This is a genomic window from Streptomyces iakyrus (genome assembly GCF_000717055.1).
GTDB classification, from domain to species: Bacteria; Actinomycetota; Actinomycetes; order Streptomycetales; family Streptomycetaceae; genus Streptomyces; species Streptomyces iakyrus.
The window spans coordinates 1-19,910 of record NZ_JNXI01000016.1; the positions used below are offsets into that span (position 1 = coordinate 1).

19 protein-coding genes are annotated in these 19,910 nt (G+C 71.4%); 8 read left to right on the forward strand and 11 right to left on the reverse strand.

The window, feature by feature from the left end; genetic code table 11:
- Positions 1-307: 307 nt before the first annotated feature.
- On the reverse strand, positions 308-1,201 hold the full coding sequence (locus tag OO68_RS24645) for an NYN domain-containing protein (protein WP_033311582.1): 894 nt from the start codon (positions 1,199-1,201) through the stop codon (positions 308-310).
- Positions 1,202-1,428: 227 nt separating this feature from the next.
- On the opposite strand from OO68_RS24645, the gene OO68_RS46920 reads away from it, so the two are divergent.
- The gene (locus OO68_RS46920) at positions 1,429-1,581 is read left to right on the forward strand and encodes a DUF8834 family protein (RefSeq protein ID WP_097223186.1); all 153 of its coding nucleotides are present in this window, start codon (positions 1,429-1,431) and stop codon (positions 1,579-1,581) included.
- A gap of 132 nt (positions 1,582-1,713) precedes the next feature.
- Positions 1,714-3,783, forward strand: coding sequence for a trypsin-like serine peptidase (locus OO68_RS24650; protein ID WP_033311051.1), 2,070 nt, complete (start codon positions 1,714-1,716; stop codon positions 3,781-3,783).
- Between the two features lie 9 nt (positions 3,784-3,792).
- Here OO68_RS24650 and OO68_RS24655 read toward each other — a convergent pair whose 3' ends face one another.
- From OO68_RS24655 to OO68_RS24665, 3 genes are all read right to left on the reverse strand, one after another.
- On the reverse strand, positions 3,793-4,398 hold the full coding sequence (locus OO68_RS24655; RefSeq protein ID WP_033311053.1) for a MarC family protein: 606 nt from the start codon (positions 4,396-4,398) through the stop codon (positions 3,793-3,795).
- A 129-nt stretch (positions 4,399-4,527) separates the two neighbouring features.
- Entirely contained in the window at positions 4,528-5,388 is an 861-nt protein-coding gene (locus tag OO68_RS24660; RefSeq protein WP_033311055.1) for a PHP domain-containing protein, read from the reverse strand.
- A 104-nt stretch (positions 5,389-5,492) separates the two neighbouring features.
- A complete protein-coding gene (locus OO68_RS24665) occupies positions 5,493-6,134 on the reverse strand; it encodes a DUF6758 family protein (protein WP_033311058.1) in 642 nt (213 codons plus the stop codon).
- Between the two features lie 161 nt (positions 6,135-6,295).
- On the opposite strand from OO68_RS24665, the gene OO68_RS24670 reads away from it, so the two are divergent.
- Complete coding sequence (locus tag OO68_RS24670; RefSeq protein ID WP_033311060.1) at positions 6,296-7,519, forward strand: MFS transporter; 1,224 nt, start codon at positions 6,296-6,298, stop codon at positions 7,517-7,519.
- A gap of 30 nt (positions 7,520-7,549) precedes the next feature.
- On the opposite strand, the gene OO68_RS24675 is transcribed toward OO68_RS24670, so the two are convergent.
- On the reverse strand, positions 7,550-8,134 hold the full coding sequence (locus tag OO68_RS24675) for a suppressor of fused domain protein (RefSeq protein ID WP_033311061.1): 585 nt from the start codon (positions 8,132-8,134) through the stop codon (positions 7,550-7,552).
- A 457-nt stretch (positions 8,135-8,591) separates the two neighbouring features.
- On the opposite strand from OO68_RS24675, the gene OO68_RS24680 reads away from it, so the two are divergent.
- The gene (locus tag OO68_RS24680) at positions 8,592-9,710 is read left to right on the forward strand and encodes a magnesium and cobalt transport protein CorA (protein WP_033311062.1); all 1,119 of its coding nucleotides are present in this window, start codon (positions 8,592-8,594) and stop codon (positions 9,708-9,710) included.
- Positions 9,711-9,733: 23 nt separating this feature from the next.
- Positions 9,734-10,246, forward strand: a complete 513-nt coding sequence (locus OO68_RS24685) for a hypothetical protein (RefSeq protein ID WP_033311063.1) — start codon at positions 9,734-9,736, stop codon at positions 10,244-10,246.
- Positions 10,247-10,250: 4 nt separating this feature from the next.
- Here OO68_RS24685 and OO68_RS24690 read toward each other — a convergent pair whose 3' ends face one another.
- Positions 10,251-11,006: a hypothetical protein gene (locus OO68_RS24690; RefSeq protein WP_033311064.1), complete on the reverse strand. Its 756-nt coding sequence runs from the start codon at positions 11,004-11,006 to the stop codon at positions 10,251-10,253.
- A gap of 225 nt (positions 11,007-11,231) precedes the next feature.
- Between OO68_RS24690 and OO68_RS24695 the strand changes: the two genes are divergently transcribed.
- The 3 genes from OO68_RS24695 to OO68_RS24705 are packed head-to-tail and all read left to right on the forward strand — an operon-like array spanning position 11,232 to position 14,280.
- Entirely contained in the window at positions 11,232-12,515 is a 1,284-nt protein-coding gene (locus tag OO68_RS24695; RefSeq protein ID WP_033311065.1) for a magnesium transporter MgtE N-terminal domain-containing protein, read from the forward strand.
- Positions 12,505-13,104, forward strand: coding sequence for a DUF1003 domain-containing protein (locus tag OO68_RS24700; protein ID WP_033311066.1), 600 nt, complete (start codon positions 12,505-12,507; stop codon positions 13,102-13,104). The genes OO68_RS24695 and OO68_RS24700 overlap by 11 nt, the downstream gene beginning before the upstream one ends.
- A gap of 42 nt (positions 13,105-13,146) precedes the next feature.
- Complete coding sequence (locus tag OO68_RS24705; protein ID WP_033311067.1) at positions 13,147-14,280, forward strand: Mrp/NBP35 family ATP-binding protein; 1,134 nt, start codon at positions 13,147-13,149, stop codon at positions 14,278-14,280.
- A 113-nt stretch (positions 14,281-14,393) separates the two neighbouring features.
- Here the strand turns inward: OO68_RS24705 and OO68_RS24710 are convergent, their stop codons facing one another.
- From OO68_RS24710 to sigE, 5 genes are all read right to left on the reverse strand, one after another.
- The gene (locus tag OO68_RS24710; protein ID WP_033311068.1) at positions 14,394-15,065 is read right to left on the reverse strand and encodes a hypothetical protein; all 672 of its coding nucleotides are present in this window, start codon (positions 15,063-15,065) and stop codon (positions 14,394-14,396) included.
- Between the two features lie 227 nt (positions 15,066-15,292).
- Entirely contained in the window at positions 15,293-15,742 is a 450-nt protein-coding gene (locus OO68_RS24715; RefSeq protein WP_033311069.1) for a sec-independent translocase, read from the reverse strand.
- A 217-nt stretch (positions 15,743-15,959) separates the two neighbouring features.
- The gene (locus OO68_RS24720; RefSeq protein ID WP_033311070.1) at positions 15,960-18,014 is read right to left on the reverse strand and encodes a trypsin-like peptidase domain-containing protein; all 2,055 of its coding nucleotides are present in this window, start codon (positions 18,012-18,014) and stop codon (positions 15,960-15,962) included.
- Positions 18,015-18,145: 131 nt separating this feature from the next.
- Complete coding sequence (locus tag OO68_RS24725) at positions 18,146-19,186, reverse strand: anti-sigma factor family protein (protein WP_033311071.1); 1,041 nt, start codon at positions 19,184-19,186, stop codon at positions 18,146-18,148.
- Positions 19,183-19,884: an RNA polymerase sigma factor SigE gene (gene sigE, locus OO68_RS24730; protein ID WP_033311073.1), complete on the reverse strand. Its 702-nt coding sequence runs from the start codon at positions 19,882-19,884 to the stop codon at positions 19,183-19,185. The genes OO68_RS24725 and sigE overlap by 4 nt, the downstream gene beginning before the upstream one ends.
- Between the last annotated feature and the right edge of the window lie 26 nt (positions 19,885-19,910).

Consider the following 19,910-nt stretch of genomic DNA (forward strand, 5'->3'; position numbering starts at 1 on the left):
TTCGCAATCCACACCGAACCCAGAGGCCCTCGCCTCGTTCAAGGACCACTCAAGGCGTGTCGCCTGTCACCAACGTCCCGGGACAGCACACCTAGGCCGTGTCCGCAATGTCCCGCCTGCCCCGCGACGCCTGGCACGCTCCCCCAAGCTCTCGGCTTCGCTCGAGCAGGGGGCACCCCCACTCGCCGCACCGGACGAAGCCCCAAGTACATCCAGTACGAGGGACTCCGCCCGGCACGCCGAGAGCACGCACCAGACGCCGCGGAACCCGCCCTCCGGGCGGACGACGGGACTTTGCGGACACGACCTAGTACTGCGTCCGCAGGTGATCCCAGAAACCGTCCCGCAGCGCCCGCCGCAGGTCCGCCTGGCCGCGCAGTGAGTACTGGAGGAGACCCTCCGCCTCCACGAGGAGGTCCTGGTCCACCGAGCCGGGCAGGTACGGGTGGCCGGGCAGCAGCTCGACCAGGGTGTCCCGGCCGCGTGCCGCCAGCCATTTCGCCGCGATCTGCGCGCCGACGAACCGCACGTCCTCGCGGGTGGGCCGGCCGGCGGCCGACTCGTAGGCGGGGGCCGTGCGGCGGGAGACGTACGGCTTGAAGAAGTCGAGGTCGAGGGTGCGCTGGCTGTCGACCTCCCACAGGAGGGGCTCCGCCTGGTTGCGACCCTCCGGGGCCTCGATGCCCCAGAGGTGGACCCGGGCGCCGTACCCCTGGGCCGCCTCCACCGCCGACACCAGGTCCTCGTCGCCGCCGAGCAGGGCCGCGTCGCTGATGGCGCGGTGCCGGGCGAGGGACTCCAGGTCGGAGCGGATGAGCGAATCGACGCCCTTCTGCTGGTTGTTGGCGTTGAGGTTGCCCAGGCGCACCTTGACGTCGGGCAGTTCCGCGATGGTCTGCTGCTCGGCCGTGTGGATGCGGCGGCGGGCGCCGTCGTACCAGTAGACCCGCAGCAGCCGGCTGTCCGCGAAGATCGTGCGGGCCTTGTCGATGAGGGCGTCGATCAGGCCCTCGGCGTCCAGGTCGAAGGCGCGGCGATCCTCCGTGCCGGCGACGAGGCGTCCCGCGGCCGCGTACAGGTACCCGGCATCGACGAAGATCGCGTGGGTCGAGGGCGTCTTCGCCACCTCGGCGAGCATGCGCTGGAGCAGCTCGTTGGTGTGGTCGATGCGGGCGCTGAGGGCCGCGAGGTCGTCGTTCATCACCTCCATTGTCCCGGCGGTCACGCTGCGAACACAACCGGTCCCGGTCGGTCCCGTAACGACACTCTTACGTCTCAGTAATTAGCAGTTCGAAAAATTTCCTTAGCGTAGGGAATGTTTGACACCGGCATCCCTGTTGACCCATACGGAACACCGGCAACGACGCCCGGTGGGCCGCACACCGAGTAGTTCTCCTCAGGAGGATGACCAGACGAAGGGAGAAGCCCTTGCGCTTCGAAATCATGCGACTCGACGACGTCGACGGCACTGCTGTGGACTCGACCGTTGTGGACGCCGCCTCCGTCAACCGCATCGTTCAGCAGGCGGCCGCCATAGGGCAGCGCCTCTGGATCCGCCCGGCCGAGACCACGGCCTCATAACGCGTACAGCTCTCCTGAACTTCGCAGCCCCCGCCCGGCATCGGCCGTGCGGGGGCTCCGCTGTTGCGGACCTCCGTGGCCGGGGGCGTACTGGCTGAGGGGCCCGTACGAACCAGGACAGGACGGTGGAGCATGTCGGTGACGGACCGGCCGTACCAGGAGCTGCACGAGCAGGCCGCCGACGAGGCCGCACGGCGCTACGAGGACTCCGCCGCGGAGCGCGAGCGGGTGGAGGGGCGGCTGGCCGCCGGTGTGCGGTTCCCCGACTCCCCGGACGCCCTCGCCGTCCGCGCCGACCGGATCCTCGACCGGGGCGGTCTGTCGCCCTCGGCGGTGGTGGCGGACATCCACCGCGAGGCCATGGACCTGCCCGACGCCAACGAGCGGATCATCGACCTGTCCAACGAGCTCCAGGCCTGGAGCTTCCTGCCGCGCGGGGTCAGGGCCGGCGCCACGGTCGCCCGGATCACACTGCGCCGCGACGGCCGCGAGCTGCCGCACGGGACCGGCTTCCTGGTCTCGCCGCGGCTGATGATGACCAACCACCACGTGCTGCCCGACGAGAACTTCGCGCGCCGCTGCTTCGCCGAGTTCAACGCCCAGGTCACGGCTGACAACCTGCCCGACACGGTCGTCCGGATGGAGCTCGACCCGGGGACCTTCTTCGCGGCGGACCGGCGGCTCGACTTCGCCCTCGTGGCGGTCGCGCCCACCCCGGACGGCCCGCCTCCGGGCGAGATCTTCGGCTGGAACCGGCTGAGCGTGCAGATCGGCAAGCTGGTGCTCGGCGAGAAGGTCAACATCATCGGCCACCCCTCGGGACGGCTGAAGGAGATCGCGCTGCGCGACAACGCGGTGCTGGTCCGCCTCGACGACTTCGTCCACTACACGACCGACACCGAACCGGGGAACTCCGGCTCCCCCGTCTTCAACGACCAGTGGGAGGTCGTGGCGCTGCACCACAGCGGCGTGCCGAAGAAGGACGACCAGGGCCGCGTCCTGCGCAAGGACGGCCGGCCCTGGCAGCAGGGCGACGGCGACGACGCCATCGACTGGGTCGCCAACGAGGGCGTCCGGATCAGCTCGATCCTCAAGCACCTGGCCGGGCTGGACCTCGACCCGGGGCGGCGTGCCCTGCTGGCCGAGATGGGTCCGGACACCGGGCTGGACCAGGCCATGACCACCGCACCGGCCCTGCCCACACCGACGGCGGCGGTACCGGGCGTCGCGGCCCCGTCGGCCCGGGTGACGGTTTCCCCGGCCGAGAGCGGGACGACCGCACGCAGACCCCAGGTCGGGCTCCGGGCCCGCGCCACCGCCTTCGGCGGCCGTCAGCACCTGGTCTTCCTGCACGGCCGTGACCAGCAGGACAACTTCCCCGACGTCCTCCGCCGCAGCTGGACGGCCGGCCTGAACCACGGCCTCACCCTCGCGTCCCTGCCCACACTCGACCCCGAGGACGTCTGGTTCCCGTTCTACGGCACAAGACTGCACGCCCTGAGCAGCAGGGAGAGCACGGCGGCACCCATCGGCCTCGACCAGCTGAGCGCCGCCGCTGCCGCCGAGGTGTTCGCCGCACAGTCGCCCACCGGCTCCTACGAACAGCTGCTCCACGAGGCGGCCGTCCGGGCCGGCATGCCCCAGAACGGGCCGGCGACCACGGAGGGGTTCGGTTCGGGCCTGGTCGGGGTGCTGCACCGGCCGCTGAGCTGGCTCGCGGCCAAGTCGGACCTGGACGAATGGACCATCGCCACGTTCCTGCGGGACGTCGATCTGTACCTCGGCGACAGCGCCGTGCGGCAGGCGGTGCTGGACAGCGTCATGGAGACGATGCCGAGCAGCGGCGAGCTGGTGCTGGTCACGCACAGTCTGGGCACGGTCGTGGGCATGGACCTTCTGACCCGGCTCCCGGAGAGCCTCGACCCCGTCCTGCTGGTCACCGCGGGCAGTCCGCTCGGGCTGGACGGCGTCAACGAACGGCTCCTCGCGCGAGGCCCGCACCAGCCGCCCCGGGTACGCGACTGGGTGAACGTCTGGTGCCCCACCGACGCGGTGGCCATCGGCTGCCCGCTGGAGGACGAACGGTGGGGGAAGCTCACCCAGCTGGCCGTCTCCAACGGCCGCGACCGCGCACACAAGATGGAGGAGTACCTCGGCCACCCCAAGGCGGCCCAGGAGATCCGGGGCGCCCTCCGGGCCTGACGCGCATCGTCAGCTCCCCTGGATCACCTGCGTGACGCCGTTGATGATCTGCTGCACGGCGATCGCGGAGAGCATCATGCCGGCGAGGCGGGTCACCAGGACCACACCGCCGTCCTTGATGATCCGGATGATCACCAGCGAGTAGCGCATCACCAGCCACAGCACGACATGGATGGCGAGGATCGCCGCCCAGACCGACACCTGGGTGGCGACGCTGTGGGCCTTCTGCACGGCGAGGATGACCGACACGATCGCGCCGGGCCCGGCCAGCAGTGGCATGCCGAGAGGAACGAGGGCGACGTTGACGTCCTTGGTCTGCTTCGGCTCGTCGGTCTTGCCGGTGAGCAGGTCCAGCGCGATCAGCAGGAGCAGCAGCCCGCCCGCGATCATCAGCGCGGGCACGGACACGTGGAGGTAGTTCAGGATCTGGTGCCCGAGAAGTCCGAACACGGTGATCACACCGCCGGCGACACAGACGGCCTGGAAGGCCATCCGCTTCTGCACCTTGCCGGGCCGGCCGGCGGTGAGCGCGAGGAAGATCGGTGTGATCCCCGGGGGATCCATGATGACGAAGAGGGTCAGGAACAGGGAGCCGAAGACGGCGACGTCGAACATGAGTGAGCCTTGCGCAGGGGGCCGCCGCCGCGGGCAGGCGGTGCGCAGGGCGGAACGCCTGGGCGCAGCGGACAGCGCCGGGTGAGAGGAAGAAGGAGAAAGGGAGAGACGGAGCCAGGGGGAGAGACCTCAGACGGCTCCGCCGGCACCCGGCACGGGGAACGCCCCGAAGGCCCGCCGCGTGATCTCCCCGTACACCTCGGGATCCGTCGTGTACTCCCCGAGAACGCAGGTCTTCCGGCTGCCGTGGTAGTCCGACGACCCGGTCACGAGCAGACCGAGCTCCTTGGCCAGCCCCCGCAGCCGCGCACGGGTGTCCGCGTCGTGGTCCATGTGGTCCACCTCGACGCCGTCAAGACCGGCAGCGGCCATCTCGGCGATGGCGGCCTCCGGCACGGTGAGCCCCCGCTTGCTCGCGCCGGGATGCGCGAACACCGCGACCCCGCCCGCGCCCTTGATCAGCCGGATCGCCTCGAAGGGGTCGGTCTCGTGCTTCTCCACGAACACCCGGCCGCCGTCGGCCAGCCAGTCCGGTGTGAAGGCGTCGTTCACGGTCGGCACGACACCGAGCTCGACGAGCGCGCTCGCCACGTGCGGGCGCCCGACGGACCCGTCACCGGCGATCCGCGCCACCTGCTCCCACGTCACGGGGACGCCCAGCTCCTGGAGCTTGGCGATCATGCCCTGGGCGCGCGGCACCCGGTCGTCCCGGACCAGCTCCCGCTCGGCGAGCAGCGCGGGCTCCTCGGCGTCGAAGAGGTAGGCCAGCATGTGCAGGCTGATCCCGTCGATCCGGCAGGAGAGCTCGGCCCCGGTGACCAGCGTGACGCCCTCGGGCAGCGCGGCGATCGCCTCGGCATGCCCGCGGGTGGTGTCGTGATCGGTGAGCGCGACGACGTCCAGCCCGGCGACAGCGGCCTTCCGCACCAGCTCGGCGGGCGAGTCCGTGCCGTCGGAAGCGGTGGAGTGGGTGTGCAGATCGATGCGCACGACACGGACTCCAGACACGGGCGGGACGACGGGACTGCTCAAGGATAACCAGCTTTTCAACGCCCCATGTCACACCCGAATCCGGCAAGCGCCCCCTACACCCCTCAGGGCCCCAGCAAGCGCGGCGACAGGGCGCCGCACGGCACCAGCTCGACCTCGGCTCCGGCATCCCGCAGATCCGTCAGCACCAGTTCGTCGTACATCAGCAGCCCGGACTGCTCCGGCCACACCACCGCCCAGAGCCACATCCCGAGCGCCTCGCCCGCGAAGACCGCCCGGTCGTCCGGCGCCCCGGCCACGTGCCACAGCGGCGTGGGGCGCCCGGCGGCCAGCACCTTCGCCTGGGGCGGCTTCTCGACGTTCATGTGCGGCCCGGGGTCGGGCCCGTCCATGCCGGCGTACCGCGCGCCGAGTCCGACGCCGAGCTCCTCGGCCACCAGGATCAGCTCGCCCATCCCGCCGAGCGGGCCGGGCCCCGTGCAGGCGACGGCGGTCGCGCGGCCGCCCGTGCGGTCGTCCCCCGCGCAGGCCACCCCCGTGAACAGCCACCCCACCGGCAACGGCCACGGCATCCACAGCGGCACCTGGGTGCGGTGCACCACGACGTTGAGGGCGTCGACGCTCGGCGGTATCACGGGCTGCACCGGGTGAACGGTGCCGTGCACATCGCACTGCCACGAGTCGGAGAAGAGGCCGGGAGCCCTGACCCGGCCACCGCACTTCGGGCAACTGGGTTCGCCCCTCATAGGGCCCCACGGTCCTACCCCCGCCCCGCCGCGTCAAGGACGATCACCCATCCGGACGGAACCCTTCCCCGCCCACACTAGATGCATCTTGCATTAATTAGCCTTGCTAACTTAGTATATGTAAATACCAACTATCTGAGTCTCGGGAAAGGGAGCAAGCAATGGACCCCTTCGACGCCGGAGCGGGCGGCCTGTTGAAGCAGCCCAAGTCCGTCTGGGCGACCGCCGGGGCGTCGGTCGTCGCCTTCATGGGCATCGGGCTGGTCGACCCGATCCTGCCGTCCATCGCCCAGGGCCTCGACGCCACGGCGAGCCAGGTCTCTCTGCTCTTCACCTCGTACTTCCTCATCACCGCCGTCGCGATGCTGGTGACCGGTTTCGTCTCCAGCCGGATCGGCGGCCGCAGGACCCTGCTGCTCGGCCTCGCGTTCGTCGTGGTGTTCGCCGGGCTCGCGGGCACCTCCGGATCCGTCGGCGAACTGGTCGGGTTCCGCGCCGGATGGGGTCTCGGCAACGCGCTGTTCGTCTCGACGGCCCTCGCCGTCATCGTCGGCGCGGCGGCCGGCGGCAGCGCCGCGGCGATCCTGCTGTACGAGTCGGCCCTCGGCCTCGGCATGGCCTGCGGCCCGCTGCTGGGAGCCCTGCTCGGCGACGCCAGCTGGCGCTACCCGTTCTTCGGCACGGCGTTCCTGATGGCCGTCGGCTTCCTGTGCATCACGGTGTTCCTGAAGGAGCAGCCGAAGCCGGCCCGCAAGACCTCGCTGCTGGACCCCATCAAGGCCCTCGGTCACGGCGGCCTCGCCTCAGCGGCGGTCTCGGCGTTCTTCTACAACTACACGTTCTTCACCGTGCTGGCCTTCACGCCGTTCGTGCTGAACATGAGCCCGTACCGGTCGGGTGCGGTGTTCTTCGCCTGGGGCGTGCTGCTCGCCGTCTTCTCGGTGATCGTCGCGCCCTTGCTCCAGAAGCGGTTCGGTTCGCTGAAGGTGCTCGGCGGTTCGCTGGTGCTGCTCGCGGCCGACGTGCTGGTGCTCGGCTACGGCTCGCACACGGCCGCCGTCGTCTGCACGATCCTGTCCGGCGCCTTCATCGGCGTGAACAACACCGTCTACACCGAGCTGGCCCTCGGCGTCTCGGACGCGCCCCGGCCGGTGGCGAGCGCGGGCTACAACTTCGTCCGCTGGTTCGCGGCGGCGGCCGCTCCGTTCTTCGCGCCGAAGATCGAGGAGTGGACCGACGTCCACGTCCCGTTCGTGGTGGCGGCGCTCACCGCTGTCGCGGGCGCGGCCGTGGTCGTCGTACGGCGCAAGGCCCTCACAGGCGAGACCGAGGAACCGGAGCCGAAGCACGCGACCGGGGACAGCGTCACCGTGTTCGCCAACTGACGCATCGCAGAACGGCGTTGGTGAGCTTCCTCACTCCAGCGGGACGGACTTCCGGGACGGATCCCGGAGGTCCGTCCCCGAGTTGAGCCACTTCTCCTGGAGCGCCTGCGCGCCGTGCACACGCTTCCAGGCGGCCTCGTTCGGGGTCATCGGCAGCAGCGGCAGGAACCGCACGGGGTCGAGCGGCTCGTCGAGCTCCAGGTCCTCCACGAGACCGCCCGGCTCGGCGACCAGGACCGAGGTGAACGGGGCGCCGGGCCACAGCGGCTCACCGACGTCCAGGGACGCTCCGGGAGCCACGACCAGGCCCTCCACCTGCGGAGACGCGGCGAGCACGGCGAGCGGCCGGAGCACCTTGTCGGTCTCGGCGAGCCCGGCACGGACGGAGAGGACCAGCTCGGCGCGGGGGCCCTTGACCGGGTCGGCGACCACCGCCGTGGGGTCCGTCATGGGGTGCGCGGACATGCCGAGCGAGGCGTAGCGGACGATGCCGGCCTCCTGGAAGCGGAGCACCTCGATGCGGTCCGTGCCCAGGAAGGTGACCGCCGCGCGCGCGTCCGGTTCGCCCAGCGCGCTGCGCAACCGGGCCTCGACCAGAGGAAGAACATCTGCCATGCGGCGAGCATAGAACTCGCCAGTAGCGGGCAAAGCAGCACCTTGACAGTTGTGTCGGCTGCTACTCTTGCCCGGTGGTTCGGGGCAGCACGCAGAAGCGTCGCGATCAAGCCCCGACGCCGAAGGAACTCCCTTACGAGGGACCGGCCGGAGGAGGTGGGGCTGCAATGGATCGAAGTCGACCGTGCAGTAGCACCACGCTCTTCGCGCCACCGATGTAGCTGCTTCTGTCTCCGGCTGCCACCTCTCGCACTCGCTTCACCGCGGAAGAGCGCTTCGTTTCGCTTTGCCTGATCTGCCTCAGTAGCTGAATCAGTGACGAAACCGACCACCGCGACGGTGCGGTGCTCCCCGCTTTGTGGACGTGCCAAACATCAGTAGTCCCTACGTCCCCATTCCGGGTAGTTCCAGCCGTCGTCGGCCGGCGTTTCGCCGCCCGCCCGCGAAGGAGCCCGCCATGTCGATGATCCGCGACCTGCGCGCAGCAGTCGTCCGTCCGTCCCGTGTGTCGCTGCGCAAGGACGGCGGCACGTACGACGCCACCCGCAGCCCCGCGGCCGCCTCGGCCGTCGTCGACTGCGCCGTCTACCGCGACGGCCGCCGCATCGAGACCGAGACCGCCCTGACCCCGCACGAGGCAGTGCGCCTGGTGCGCCGCGACGGGGGTTTCGTGTGGATCGGCCTGCACGAGCCGACGGAGGCCGAATTCTCCGGCATCGCCAGTGAGTTCGGGCTGCACCCGCTCGCCGTGGAGGACGCCGTCCAGGCCCACCAGCGGCCCAAGCTGGAACGCTACGACGACTCCCTCTTCACGGTCTTCAAGACCATCCACTACGTCGAGCACGACCAGCTCGACGCCAACAGCGAGGTCGTCGAGTCCGGCGAGGTCATGTGCTTCACCGGACGGGACTTCTTCATCACCGTCCGGCACGGCGGGCAGGGCTCCCTGCGGGCTCTGCGGCACCGCCTCCAGGACGACCCCGAGCTGCTCGCCAAGGGCCCTTCGGCCGTGCTGCACGCCATCGCCGACCACGTCGTCGACGGGTACATCGCCGTGGCCGACGCGGTGCAGGACGACATCGACGAGGTCGAGACCGAGGTGTTCTCCCCGGGCCGCAAGGGCGCGCCGCGCGGTTCGGACGCCGGCCGGATCTACCAACTCAAGCGCGAGGTGCTGGAGTTCAAGCGGGCCGTGTCGCCGCTGCTGCGGCCGATGCAGCTGCTGAGCGAGCGGCCGATGCGGCTGATCGACCCCGACATCCAGAAGTACTTCCGGGACGTCGCCGACCACCTGGCCCGGGTCCAGGAACAGGTCCTCGGCTTCGACGAGCTGCTCAACTCCATCCTCCAGGCCAACCTCGCGCAGGCGTCCGTCGCCCAGAACGAGGACATGCGGAAGATCACCTCCTGGGCCGCGATCATCGCCGTGCCGACGATGGTGTGCGGGGTGTACGGCATGAACTTCGACCACATGCCGGAGCTGCACTGGCGGTACGGCTACCCGGCGATCATGGGCGTCACGGTGGTCATCTGTCTGGGCATCCACCGCACGCTGAAGCGGAACGGATGGCTGTGAGCAGCCTGGTTAGGCTGGGCCCCATGACAAGCGAGCTGCTCGACCAGGCCCTCGTCGAGGAGGCCACGAAGAAGTCCGGCCTCGTCTGGGTCCAGGGTCCCGACGGCCCGGCGCGTGCGCTGTGGCACGTGTGGCACGAGGGCGCCGCGTGCCTGGTCGGCGACGGGCCCGGCGAGCAGCCGCTGCCCGGGCTGACCGACGGGGCCGAGGCCCGGGTGACGGTCCGCAGCAAGGACAAGGGCGGCCGGCTCGTCACCTGGACGGCGCGGGTCACCCAGCTCGCACCCGGCTCCGAGGCGTGGGACGCGGCGGTCGCCGAGCTGAAGGGCAAACGGCTGAACGCCCCCGACGGCGAGGCCATGCCCGAGCGCTGGGCCCGCGAGTGCCGGGTGCTGCGCCTGGAACCGACCGGGGCGACGGCGCCGCTGCCCGACGGCTCCCTGTCCGAGCCGCCCCTGCCGTCCCCCGCGCTCACCCGCCGGCCCGTCCCGGCGGGCCTGCCCCGCCTGCTGCTGAAGAAGCGCAAACGGACGTGACGTCCTACGAGGACGGCAGCTGCGGACCGTAGTCCACGGTCTCGTTCCGCTCCGGCTTCCTGAGGGAGAAGTCCTCACCCCAGCCGGAGAACGTGAGGGTGCCCGCCCCGCCGGCCCGCTCCAGGCGCAGCGGGTACGGCTTGCCCTCCAGGGACACCTCCAGGGTGCCGCCGGAGCCCTTGTCGCCGGTGACGCGGATGGTGCGGACGCCCGCCTCCTCGTCGTGGCCGTCCGTCGCGAGCGTCCCGTGCAGGGTCAGCAGACCGTCGAGGAGGAGAGCCTTGTCCGTGAAACCGCTGAACTTCTTGTACGAGGGGTCGCCCTGCGGCACCTTCACGAACTTGCCGTCCAGCTTGGAGGCCGCCGCCGCGTCCGCCTTGCCGCTCCCGCCCTGGCCGCTGCCATGAGTCCAGAACTCGGCGTCCGCCTTGACGTAGAGCTGCTCGCCGATGCGCAGCAGCTTGAAGGTCGCGCCCTTGGAGGTGACCGAGCCGTCGCCGCCGTCGTCCTTGAGCCGCATGTCGAGCGCGTACGTCCGTCCGCCGCTGACGACGTTGCCGTGCACCCGGACCGCGCCGGCGGACTCGGCGGCCGACCGGGTCTTGCCCTGGATCTTGGCGGCGGGGAGTCTGCCGACCCCGTTGGTGCCCTCGTTCGGATCCTCCGCGCAGCCGGTGAGCACCGTACCCGTCACGAGCAGGGCGCACGTCGCGCTCGCGAGTGCGGCACGGCGGCCGCGGCTCTGGCGAATCGGAGTCACAGGTGGGGCTGCCTCTCTGACGGGAGACCTGAACGGCGTACCGCAGGGTACCGGGGTCGTGGGGGCGGATCGGAGCCAGTCCGTCCGGACCGCCCGCCGACGCGTCACCGATCGGGACGGGCTAGCCTGAAGCCCACCCGAGCGGGCAATTCGGAAGACACAGGCACAAAGACAGCCACACAGACAGCCATCACGAACCACCCCGCACGAAAAGGAGCCGCGGCCATGGCAGCGGGCGCCCCCCGGATCTTCGTATCGCACCTCCAAGGTGTCGCCGTCTTCGACCCAGCCGGCGACCAGGTGGGACGGGTGCGCGATCTGGTCGTCATGCTGCGGGTGGGGCAGCGGCCCCCGAGGCTGCTCGGCCTCGTCGTCGAACTCGCCACCCGCCGCCGTATCTTCCTGCCGATGACCCGGGTCACCGCCATCCAGTCCGGCCAGATCATCACCACGGGTGTGCTCAACGTCCGGCGATTCGAGCAGCGGCCCACCGAGCGGCTGGTCTTCGGGGAGCTGCTGGACCGGCGCGTGACGCTCACCGAGACCGGTGAGGAGGTCACCGTCCTCGACCTGTCGGTGCATCAGCTGCCGGCCCGCCGGGAGTGGGAGATCGACCGGGTCTTCGTCCGCAAGGGCAGGAAGGGCGGTGCGTTCCGGCGCGCCAAGGGCGAGGCGCTGACCGTCGAATGGACCGCGGTCACCGGGTTCTCCCTGGAGGAGCAGGGACAGGGCGCCGAGAACCTGCTCGCCACGTTCGAGCAGCTGCGCCCGGCCGACCTGGCCAACGTCCTGCACCACCTCTCCCCCAAGCGCCGCGCCGAGGTCGCCGCCGCCCTCGACGACGACCGGCTCGCCGACGTCCTGGAGGAGCTGCCGGAGGACGACCAGATCGAGATCCTCGGCAAGCTGAAGGAGGAGCGCGCCGCCGACGTCCTGGAGGCCATGGACCCGGACGACGCGGCCGACCTGCTGGGCGAGCTGCCGACGGACGAGCAGGAGCGGCTGCTGAGCCTGATGCAGCCCGGCGACGCGGCCGACATGCGGCGCCTGATGTCGTACGAGGACCGCACGGCGGGCGGTCTGATGACCACCGAGCCGATCGTGCTGCGCCCGGACGCCACCGTCGCCGACGCCCTCGCCCGCGTCCGCAACCGCGACCTCTCCCCCGCCCTGGCCGCCCAGATCTACGTCTGCCGGCCCCCGGACGAGACGCCGACCGGCAAGTACCTGGGCACGGTCCACTTCCAGCGCCTGCTGCGCGAACCACCGCCGTCCCTGGTGAGCTCGATCGTGGACACCGACCTCCAGCCGCTCGACCCCGAGGCGGAGCTTCCCGCCATCGCCGGGTTCTTCGCCACGTACGACATGGTCGCGGCGCCCGTGGTCGACGAGGCCGGGTCGCTGCTGGGCGCGGTGACCGTGGACGACGTCCTGGACCACATGCTCCCGGAGGACTGGCGGGAGACGGAGTTCCACCTGGACGAGGAGGTGGCGACCGATGGTTCCTGAGCGCGAGAGCCTGCGCGAGCGCACGCCCGCGGGCGCCACGGCCGCCTCCCGGCCGCGCACCACCCGGCTCGACCAGCCGCTGCCGCGCCGGCGCCGGTTCCTGCCCGAGTACGACCCGGAGGCCTTCGGGCGGCTGTCGGAGCGCATCGCGCGCTTCCTGGGCACCGGGCGGTTCATCGTCTGGATGACGGTCGTCATCATCCTGTGGGTCGTGTGGAACGTCTTCGCGCCGAGCGGCCTGCGCTTCGACGAGTACCCGTTCATCTTCCTGACCCTGATGCTGTCCCTCCAGGCCTCCTACGCCGCCCCGCTGATCCTGCTCGCGCAGAACCGGCAGGACGACCGGGACCGGGTCAACCTGGAGCAGGACCGCAAGCAGAACGAGCGGTCGATCGCCGACACCGAGTACCTGACGCGCGAGATCGCCGCCCTGCGCATCGGCCTGGGCGAGGTCGCCACCCGCGACTGGATCCGCTCGGAGCTGCAGGACATGGTCAAGGAGATGGAGGAACGGCAGAACGGCCACCGTCACGACCCCGTCGTATTCCCGGCGGAACGGTCACGCGGACGTGACGCAGACGACCGCTGAGACGCTTTCCTACGCCCCGGTACGGCGCCGTACCATCGTCCTATGGCTACGGAAGACGCGGTGCGCGAGGCACTGGCGACGGTGAACGACCCCGAGATCCACAAGCCCATCACCGAACTCGGGATGGTCAAGTCGGTGGAGATCGGCGCGGACGGGGCGGTCGCGGTCACCGTGTACCTCACGGTCTCGGGCTGCCCGATGCGGGACACGATCACGCAGCGCGTGACCGACGCGGTCTCCGCGGTCGAGGGCGTCACCCGCGTCGACGTCACGCTCGACGTGATGAGCGACGAACAGCGCAAGGAGCTGGCCAGCGCCCTGCGCGGCGGCCAGACCGAGCGCGAGGTCCCCTTCGCCAAGCCGGGCAGCCTCACCCGCGTCTACGCGGTCGCCTCCGGCAAGGGCGGCGTCGGCAAGTCCTCGGTGACGGTCAACCTGGCCGCGGCGATGGCGGCCGACGGCCTGAAGGTCGGTGTCGTCGACGCCGACATCTACGGCCACTCCGTGCCGCGCATGCTGGGCGCCGACGGCCGCCCCACCCAGGTCGAGAACATGATCATGCCGCCGTCGGCGAACGGCGTGAAGGTCATCTCCATCGGCATGTTCACCCCGGGCAACGCCCCGGTCGTCTGGCGCGGCCCGATGCTCCACCGCGCCCTCCAGCAGTTCCTGGCGGACGTGTACTGGGGCGACCTGGACGTCCTCCTCCTGGACCTCCCGCCCGGCACCGGCGACATCGCGATCTCCGTCGCCCAGCTGGTCCCGAACGCCGAGATCCTGGTCGTGACGACCCCGCAGCAGGCGGCGGCCGAGGTCGCCGAGCGCGCGGGCTCCATCGCCGTGCAGACCCACCAGAAGATCGTCGGCGTGGTCGAGAACATGTCCGGCCTGCCCTGCCCGCACTGCGACGAGATGGTCGACGTCTTCGGCACGGGCGGCGGCCAGACGGTCGCCGACGGCCTGACCCGCACGACCGGCACGAACGTCCCGGTCCTCGGCAGCATCCCCATCGACGTCCGTCTCCGCGAGGGCGGCGACGACGGCAAGCCGGTCGTCCTGTCGGACCCGGACTCCCCGGCGGGCTCGGCCCTCCGGGCGATCGCGGGCAAGCTGGGAGGACGACAGCGGGGCCTGTCGGGCCTGTCGCTCGGCATCACTCCGAGGAACAAGTTCTGAACCGGCTCAGGGGCGCGGGGAACTGCGCGAGCAACCAGACCGCACCCGCAGCCGCCCCTCTCGGCTGAGGCACCACGGCGAAGGGGCGCCGCAACCGACCGGCGCCCCTCACATCACGCGTAAGCGGCGATGTCCTTCACCACGGCGAAGCCGAGCCCGTACGCACTCATGCCCCTGCCGTACGCCCCGACATGCACCCCGGCCGAGGTCGACCCGGCGAGCACCCAGCCGAACTCGGACTCCCGGTAGTGGAACGCCGTCGGCACACCGTCCACGGGAAGCGACAGCGTCGACCAGTCGGACCCGTCCAGGTCGTCGGCCAGCACCCACGCCGTCTCCGTCTGCTGCTCCAGCCAGTCGTCCCGCAGGGCGTGGTCCATCTGTCCGGGCCAGGTGAAGGACAGCAGCCCCACACCGGCGAGCCACGCCGCTGAGGACACCGAGGTGGCCTCCAGCAGCCCCGTTCCGTCCGCCGTGCGCCGTGAGGGGTTGGCCGCCACGGTCACCACCACCGCGAACTTCTCCTTGGCTTCCTGATCGCCACCGGCGACATGCTCGTTGCGCACCGTGGGCTCGTCGCCGTGCCCGATCGACCCGTGCTCCACGACCCCGTCGGCCGTCATACCCACCTGCATCAGCCGGCGCGGTCCCGTGAAGGCCTCGTCGAGGCCGTACCACGGGAAGGGCGCACGCAGGTAGTCGTCGACCGTACGCCGGGCGGAGGGGGCCTGCTGTCCACCCTCCGCGGCCGGCGTCTGCGCGACTGCCCGACTCGTCGTCTCCATGTGCCCGGACGCCTCCTCGCTCTAGTCGGACCGGAACGGCCCGCCCCCCTTCGGGCGTACTCGTCACGGTCCGCACAACAACTCGGCAGCATAGCCACACCGCTGCGAGCAGCAGGGAAACCGCCCGGCGCGTGGGCCGCACGGGCGCCCGGTTCAGGCCGTAGACAGCCCGACCGGAGTATGAAACGCGTCACGCGCCGGGGGGCGTGCGCCCTTGGACCTGGCGCTCAGGTGGCGTCCGCGTCGAAGGGGGGCCGGTCGCCGGGGTCGGACGTCTCCGGCTTCTTCGTCATGTCGATGCGGCCACCGGACGAACCGGCGGCGCCGGCGGACGACGTGGAGGAGGTGTCGGACTCACGGCTGTGGACGGCGTCGGTGACCTCGGCCATCTCCTTCTTCAGGTCGAAGCCGTTGCGGATCTCCTTGAGCCCCAGGTCCTCGTTGTCCAGCTGCTTGCGGATGAACGTCTTGGGGTTGAGGTCCTCGAACTCGAAGTCCTTGAACTCCGGGCCGAGTTCCTCCCGGATGTCGTTCTTGGCGCTCTCCGAGAACTCACGGATCTTCCGGATCGTGCGCGTCACGTCCTGGATGACCTTGGGGAGCTTGTCCGGACCGAAGACGAGCACGGCGAGGACGATGAGCGTCACCAGCTCGAGTGGTCCTATGTCATTGAACACCTGAAGCTCCTAGCGATGTCCTCGGTCCTCGGCCCTCGTGATCGGTGCGGGTCTTGCCGTGGTCCGGGCCGGATCCACGGTACCCGGCGATCCTGTCCGACCGGTACTGTCCCGGGACCTCCGAGTGCGGGAGGTGGGAGCGCTTTCCCGATTGTTTGCCTGGTTGGTCGCCGATGGGGCCTGTTGCGGCGTCTCCGCCGATCCCTGATCTCATGCCTCAGTCACCGGACGATCCGAGGATGAGCGAGACCTTCCGCTCCTTGCCGCCGCGTTCGACGGTCAGCTCCAGGCGGTCGCCGGGGCGGTGTGCCCGGGTCTTGACGATCAGTTCCTCGCCGGAGTGCACGCGCCCGCCGTCGACCTCCGTGATGACGTCACCCGACTTGATCCCGGCCTTGGCGCCCGGGCCGCCCGGGGTGACCGGTGCTCCGCCCTCGCTGCCCTCGGTGGCGACGCGGGCGCCGTCGCCCGTGTAGTCCATGTCGAGGGTGATGCCGATGACCGGGTGGGTCGCCTTCCCGGTGTTGATCAGCTCTTCGGCGACGCGTTTGCCCTGGTTGATGGGTATGGCGAAGCCGAGGCCTATCGAACCGGAACGGCCGCTGTCCTGTGTGGACCCGCTGCCCGCCGAGCGGATGGCCGAGTTGATGCCGATGACCCGGGCCCGGGCGTCGAGCAGGGGGCCGCCGGAGTTGCCCGGGTTGATGGGCGCGTCGGTCTGCAGCGCGTCGACGTACGACACGTCGCTGCCGTCACCCTTCTCGCCGCCGGCCGTGATGGGCCGCTGCTTGGCGCTGATGATGCCGGAGGTGACCGTGCCCGCCAGGTCGAAGGGGGCGCCGATGGCCACGACCGGGTCGCCGACCTGCACGTTGTCCGAGTTGCCGAGGGCCAGCGGGGTGAGCCCGCTGACGCCCTTCACCCTGACGACGGCGAGGTCGTAGCCGCTGTCCCGGCCGACCACCTCGGCCTGGGCGGTCTGCCCGCCGTTGAAGGTCACGGTGATCTCGCCGCTCGATCCGGCGGGCTGCACGACGTGGTTGTTGGTGAGGATGTGCCCACGGGTGTCGAGCACGAAGCCGGTGCCCGTGCCCTGCTCGCCCGCGCCGCTGACGTGCAGCGTGACCACACTGGGCAGGGCCCGCCCGGCGATCCCGGCCACGCTGTCCGCGTCCCGCGCGGCGGCCTCCTTCCCGGCCTGCGGCAGCTCGACGGTCCCGACGCCCCCGTTCCGCTCCAGATACGTCCCTACGACGCCGCCGATGCCCCCGGAAACCAGCGCGAGCAGCACGGCACCGAGGACCAGGGACTTCTTGCCCCGCTTGCGCCGCTGCTCCGTGCTCGGCACGGCGGCGCCGTTCTGCTGGAGAGGGCCGTGTCCCCCGGCACCCGCGGGAGCGGCCCAGGGGTCGTAGCGCTGCCAGGGGCCCGGGGCGGGAGCGGGTGCCGGCGCATCGGCGTGCACCGGCACGGCCGGTACAGGGGCGCCGGGGTGCGGCATCTCGGACGAGGCCGGAGGAGCGGGCATGTGCGCGGCGGGCGCCGGGATGCGGGAGGGCGTCGGCATCTCAGCCGGTGCGTGAGCCGTGGACGCGTGATCGCCGGAAGGCGCCGGCATCTCGGTCGACGCCGGCGCGGGAACGCCGGAGGGCGGGGCAGGCGGGGTGGTGCCGTGCCCGGACGGTGCTGCGAGGGGGCCCGGCGCGGTGGGCTGCTGCCCCGGTGCCGCCACGCCCTGCGCGGGTGTCGCCGCCGGGTGCTGCACGGGCGGCGCGGGCGCCCAGGGGCCGGGTTCGCCGTAGGGCGGGGTGCTGTAGGGGTCGGGGTCGTGCAGCGGCCTGGGAGCGCCCTCGGCCGGTCCGGCGGACGAGACGGACGCGGCGGGGGCTGCGGACGCGGCGGGGACGTCCTGACCGCCCGGCTCCCGGGCAGCGGGGACCGCGACAGTGGCCTGGGCGGCGGCCTCGCCGGGAGCGGCCTCCCCCGCCCCGGGTGCCGCTGCGGCAGGCTTCTCCAAGCCTCCGGCCGGTCCCCCGGACGGAACCGCCTCGGGGCGCCTCAACTCGTAGTCGCCGTCCTCGGCGGGCCGGGCCGCCGGCTGCGCCAGCTCGAAGTCCCCGTCGGTGCCGGCCGGCTCCGCCGCGTCCGTCACCGGCCCGCGCGCGCCCGGATCCTCCGCGACGGCCCCGTCCGTACCCTCCGGCTCTTCCGCAACGTCCTGCGGCCGTGGACGGCTCCACCACTTCGCTTTCGTGGGCTTCCCCTCGTTCATGCTCTCCCCACAGCCGCGGCACGGCTCGTCGCAGTGGCCGCGGTTCGTCGAATCGGCGCCCGGCCACACCTCGGCCGTGGGCGACAACCCCCGGATTCAATCAGGTTCGCGGGCCGGTGCGCAGAGTCCGGTCAGCGAGCCGTGCGTGAGGAGGCGGGGGAAGAGGGGGACGAGGCCGCGTCCGGGAGGGGCTCGGTGAACAGGGGGGCCGTGATCTCGGGGACCGTGGACCACGAGGTCAGGGCGGCCGGCGTGGCCGCTTCGAGCGGACGTATCAGCGGGGACATGACGGCCGCACCGGCCACCACCGGGGCGGTCAGCGCGTGCAGCGCGTGGTGCCGGGCGGCGGACGGAACCCCGGGCAGCAGCGGCGCGGACACCTCGGTCGGGGCGACCGGGCCGTGCCCGAGCATGCTCTGGCCGTGCACCTGCCCGAGCAGCGGCGCCGTGCGGCGGCGCTGGGATTCGGGAGGGGCCGCGGGGCCGGTGCCCTGGGTGCGCATCGGGGTCACGTTGCTTCCCGAGCCCTGGCCGCCACGGGCCTCCGTGTCGGCCGGGGTGACGGTGGAGACGCCGCCCAGCGCGATCGCGGCCAGGGAGACGGCACCGGCGGCGACGAACGCGAACCGCAGCCGCGACGAGGACCGGTCGGTGTCGTGCCGGCCGACGTCGTGGATGCGGAAGCCCTTCCCCGGGGGCAGGCCCCGGGGGTCCGAGGGCAGAGCGCCGCTGTCGGAGGGCAGGCTCGGGCTGCCCGGGGAGGCGGGCAGCCCGGGCAGGTGCGGCCGGGCCGGGGCGTACCCGAAGTCGAACCGCTCGCCGCGCTTCACTCCGAACGCCCCGGACGAGCCGAACCGCCCGGACAGTCCGCCGGGCAGGTCTCCTCCGCCCGGCGGTGTGAGATCACCGTCCGGGCCGCCGCCCGCGGGTAGTCCCTGCAGGCGGGCCAGGAAGCTCTCGGAGGGGGGCGGCGGGGCCGCCTCCGCGAAGACGTTCTTCAGCCGGCGCTGGGCGTCCACCTCCGCCTTGCACTTCGGGCAGGTGGCCACGTGCGCCAGTACGCGCTCACGCGCGTCATGACCGAGCTCTCCGTCCACCAGGGCGGAGAGTCGGTCTCCCAGATGCTGCTCTGCGAGGTGACCCTCGGAAGCTTTCGGCCGAGATCCGCTCACGCGCTCGCGCCCCCTCCTCCCAGGGCGGGAACACGGGGCACGAAGGAGCGGCGCTCGGCACGCGCCTCCGGAGAGCGGTGCGCGAGGGCCTTGCGCAGCTGGGAGCGGCCACGGTGGATCCGCGAGCGGACCGTCCCGAGCTTGACGCCGAGCGTCGCGGCGATCTCCTCGTACGACAGTCCTTCGATGTCGCACAGGACGACCGCGGCGCGGAACTCCGGGGCGAGGGTGTCGAGGGCCTGCTGGACGTCCGCGTCGAAGTGCGCGTCGTTGAAGACCTGCTGCGGTGTGGGCTCCTTGCTGGGCAGCCGCTCGGCCGCGTCCTCGCCGAGCGCGTCGAAACGGATGCGCTGCTTGCGGCGGACCATGTCCAGGAACAGGTTCGTGGTGATGCGGTGCAGCCAGCCCTCGAAGGTGCCCGGCGTGTACGTCGACAGGGAGCGGAAGACGCGGACGAAGACCTCCTGCGTGAGGTCCTCCGCGTCGTGCTGGTTGCCGGTCAGACGGTAGGCGAGCCGGTAGACCCGGCCGCTGTGCGTGCTGACGATCTCCTCCCACGTGGGCGGAGTCCACGCCTGCCCGTCCGCGTCGGTGGTGAAGGTCGCGGTCTGGGCGAAGTCAGCGGCGTGACTGTGGTCAGCAGCGGTGTCGTTCACGGATGTCGGCCTGCCCGCCGATCCGAGGAAGCGCCGGAGCACTCCTCCGCGATCCACAGGCGCAGCCG

What these genes read in the sequence shown, in the direction of transcription:
- OO68_RS24695 (WP_033311065.1), top strand. Translation starts at nt 11,232, where the DNA reads ATGGCAGCGGGCGCCCCCCGGATCTTCGTATCGCACCTCCAAGGTGTC.
- OO68_RS24705 (WP_033311067.1), top strand. Translation starts at nt 13,147, where the DNA reads ATGGCTACGGAAGACGCGGTGCGCGAGGCACTGGCGACGGTGAACGAC.
- OO68_RS24665 (WP_033311058.1), bottom strand. Translation starts at nt 6,134, where the DNA reads ATGAGGGGCGAACCCAGTTGCCCGAAGTGCGGTGGCCGGGTCAGGGCT.
- OO68_RS24700 (WP_033311066.1), top strand. Translation starts at nt 12,505, where the DNA reads ATGGTTCCTGAGCGCGAGAGCCTGCGCGAGCGCACGCCCGCGGGCGCC.
- OO68_RS24655 (WP_033311053.1), bottom strand. Translation starts at nt 4,398, where the DNA reads ATGTTCGACGTCGCCGTCTTCGGCTCCCTGTTCCTGACCCTCTTCGTC.
- OO68_RS24675 (WP_033311061.1), bottom strand. Translation starts at nt 8,134, where the DNA reads ATGGCAGATGTTCTTCCTCTGGTCGAGGCCCGGTTGCGCAGCGCGCTG.
- OO68_RS24685 (WP_033311063.1), top strand. Translation starts at nt 9,734, where the DNA reads ATGACAAGCGAGCTGCTCGACCAGGCCCTCGTCGAGGAGGCCACGAAG.
- OO68_RS24720 (WP_033311070.1), bottom strand. Translation starts at nt 18,014, where the DNA reads ATGAACGAGGGGAAGCCCACGAAAGCGAAGTGGTGGAGCCGTCCACGG.
- OO68_RS24645 (WP_033311582.1), bottom strand. Translation starts at nt 1,201, where the DNA reads ATGAACGACGACCTCGCGGCCCTCAGCGCCCGCATCGACCACACCAAC.
- OO68_RS24650 (WP_033311051.1), top strand. Translation starts at nt 1,714, where the DNA reads ATGTCGGTGACGGACCGGCCGTACCAGGAGCTGCACGAGCAGGCCGCC.
- OO68_RS24710 (WP_033311068.1), bottom strand. Translation starts at nt 15,065, where the DNA reads ATGGAGACGACGAGTCGGGCAGTCGCGCAGACGCCGGCCGCGGAGGGT.
- OO68_RS24670 (WP_033311060.1), top strand. Translation starts at nt 6,296, where the DNA reads ATGGACCCCTTCGACGCCGGAGCGGGCGGCCTGTTGAAGCAGCCCAAG.
- OO68_RS24680 (WP_033311062.1), top strand. Translation starts at nt 8,592, where the DNA reads ATGTCGATGATCCGCGACCTGCGCGCAGCAGTCGTCCGTCCGTCCCGT.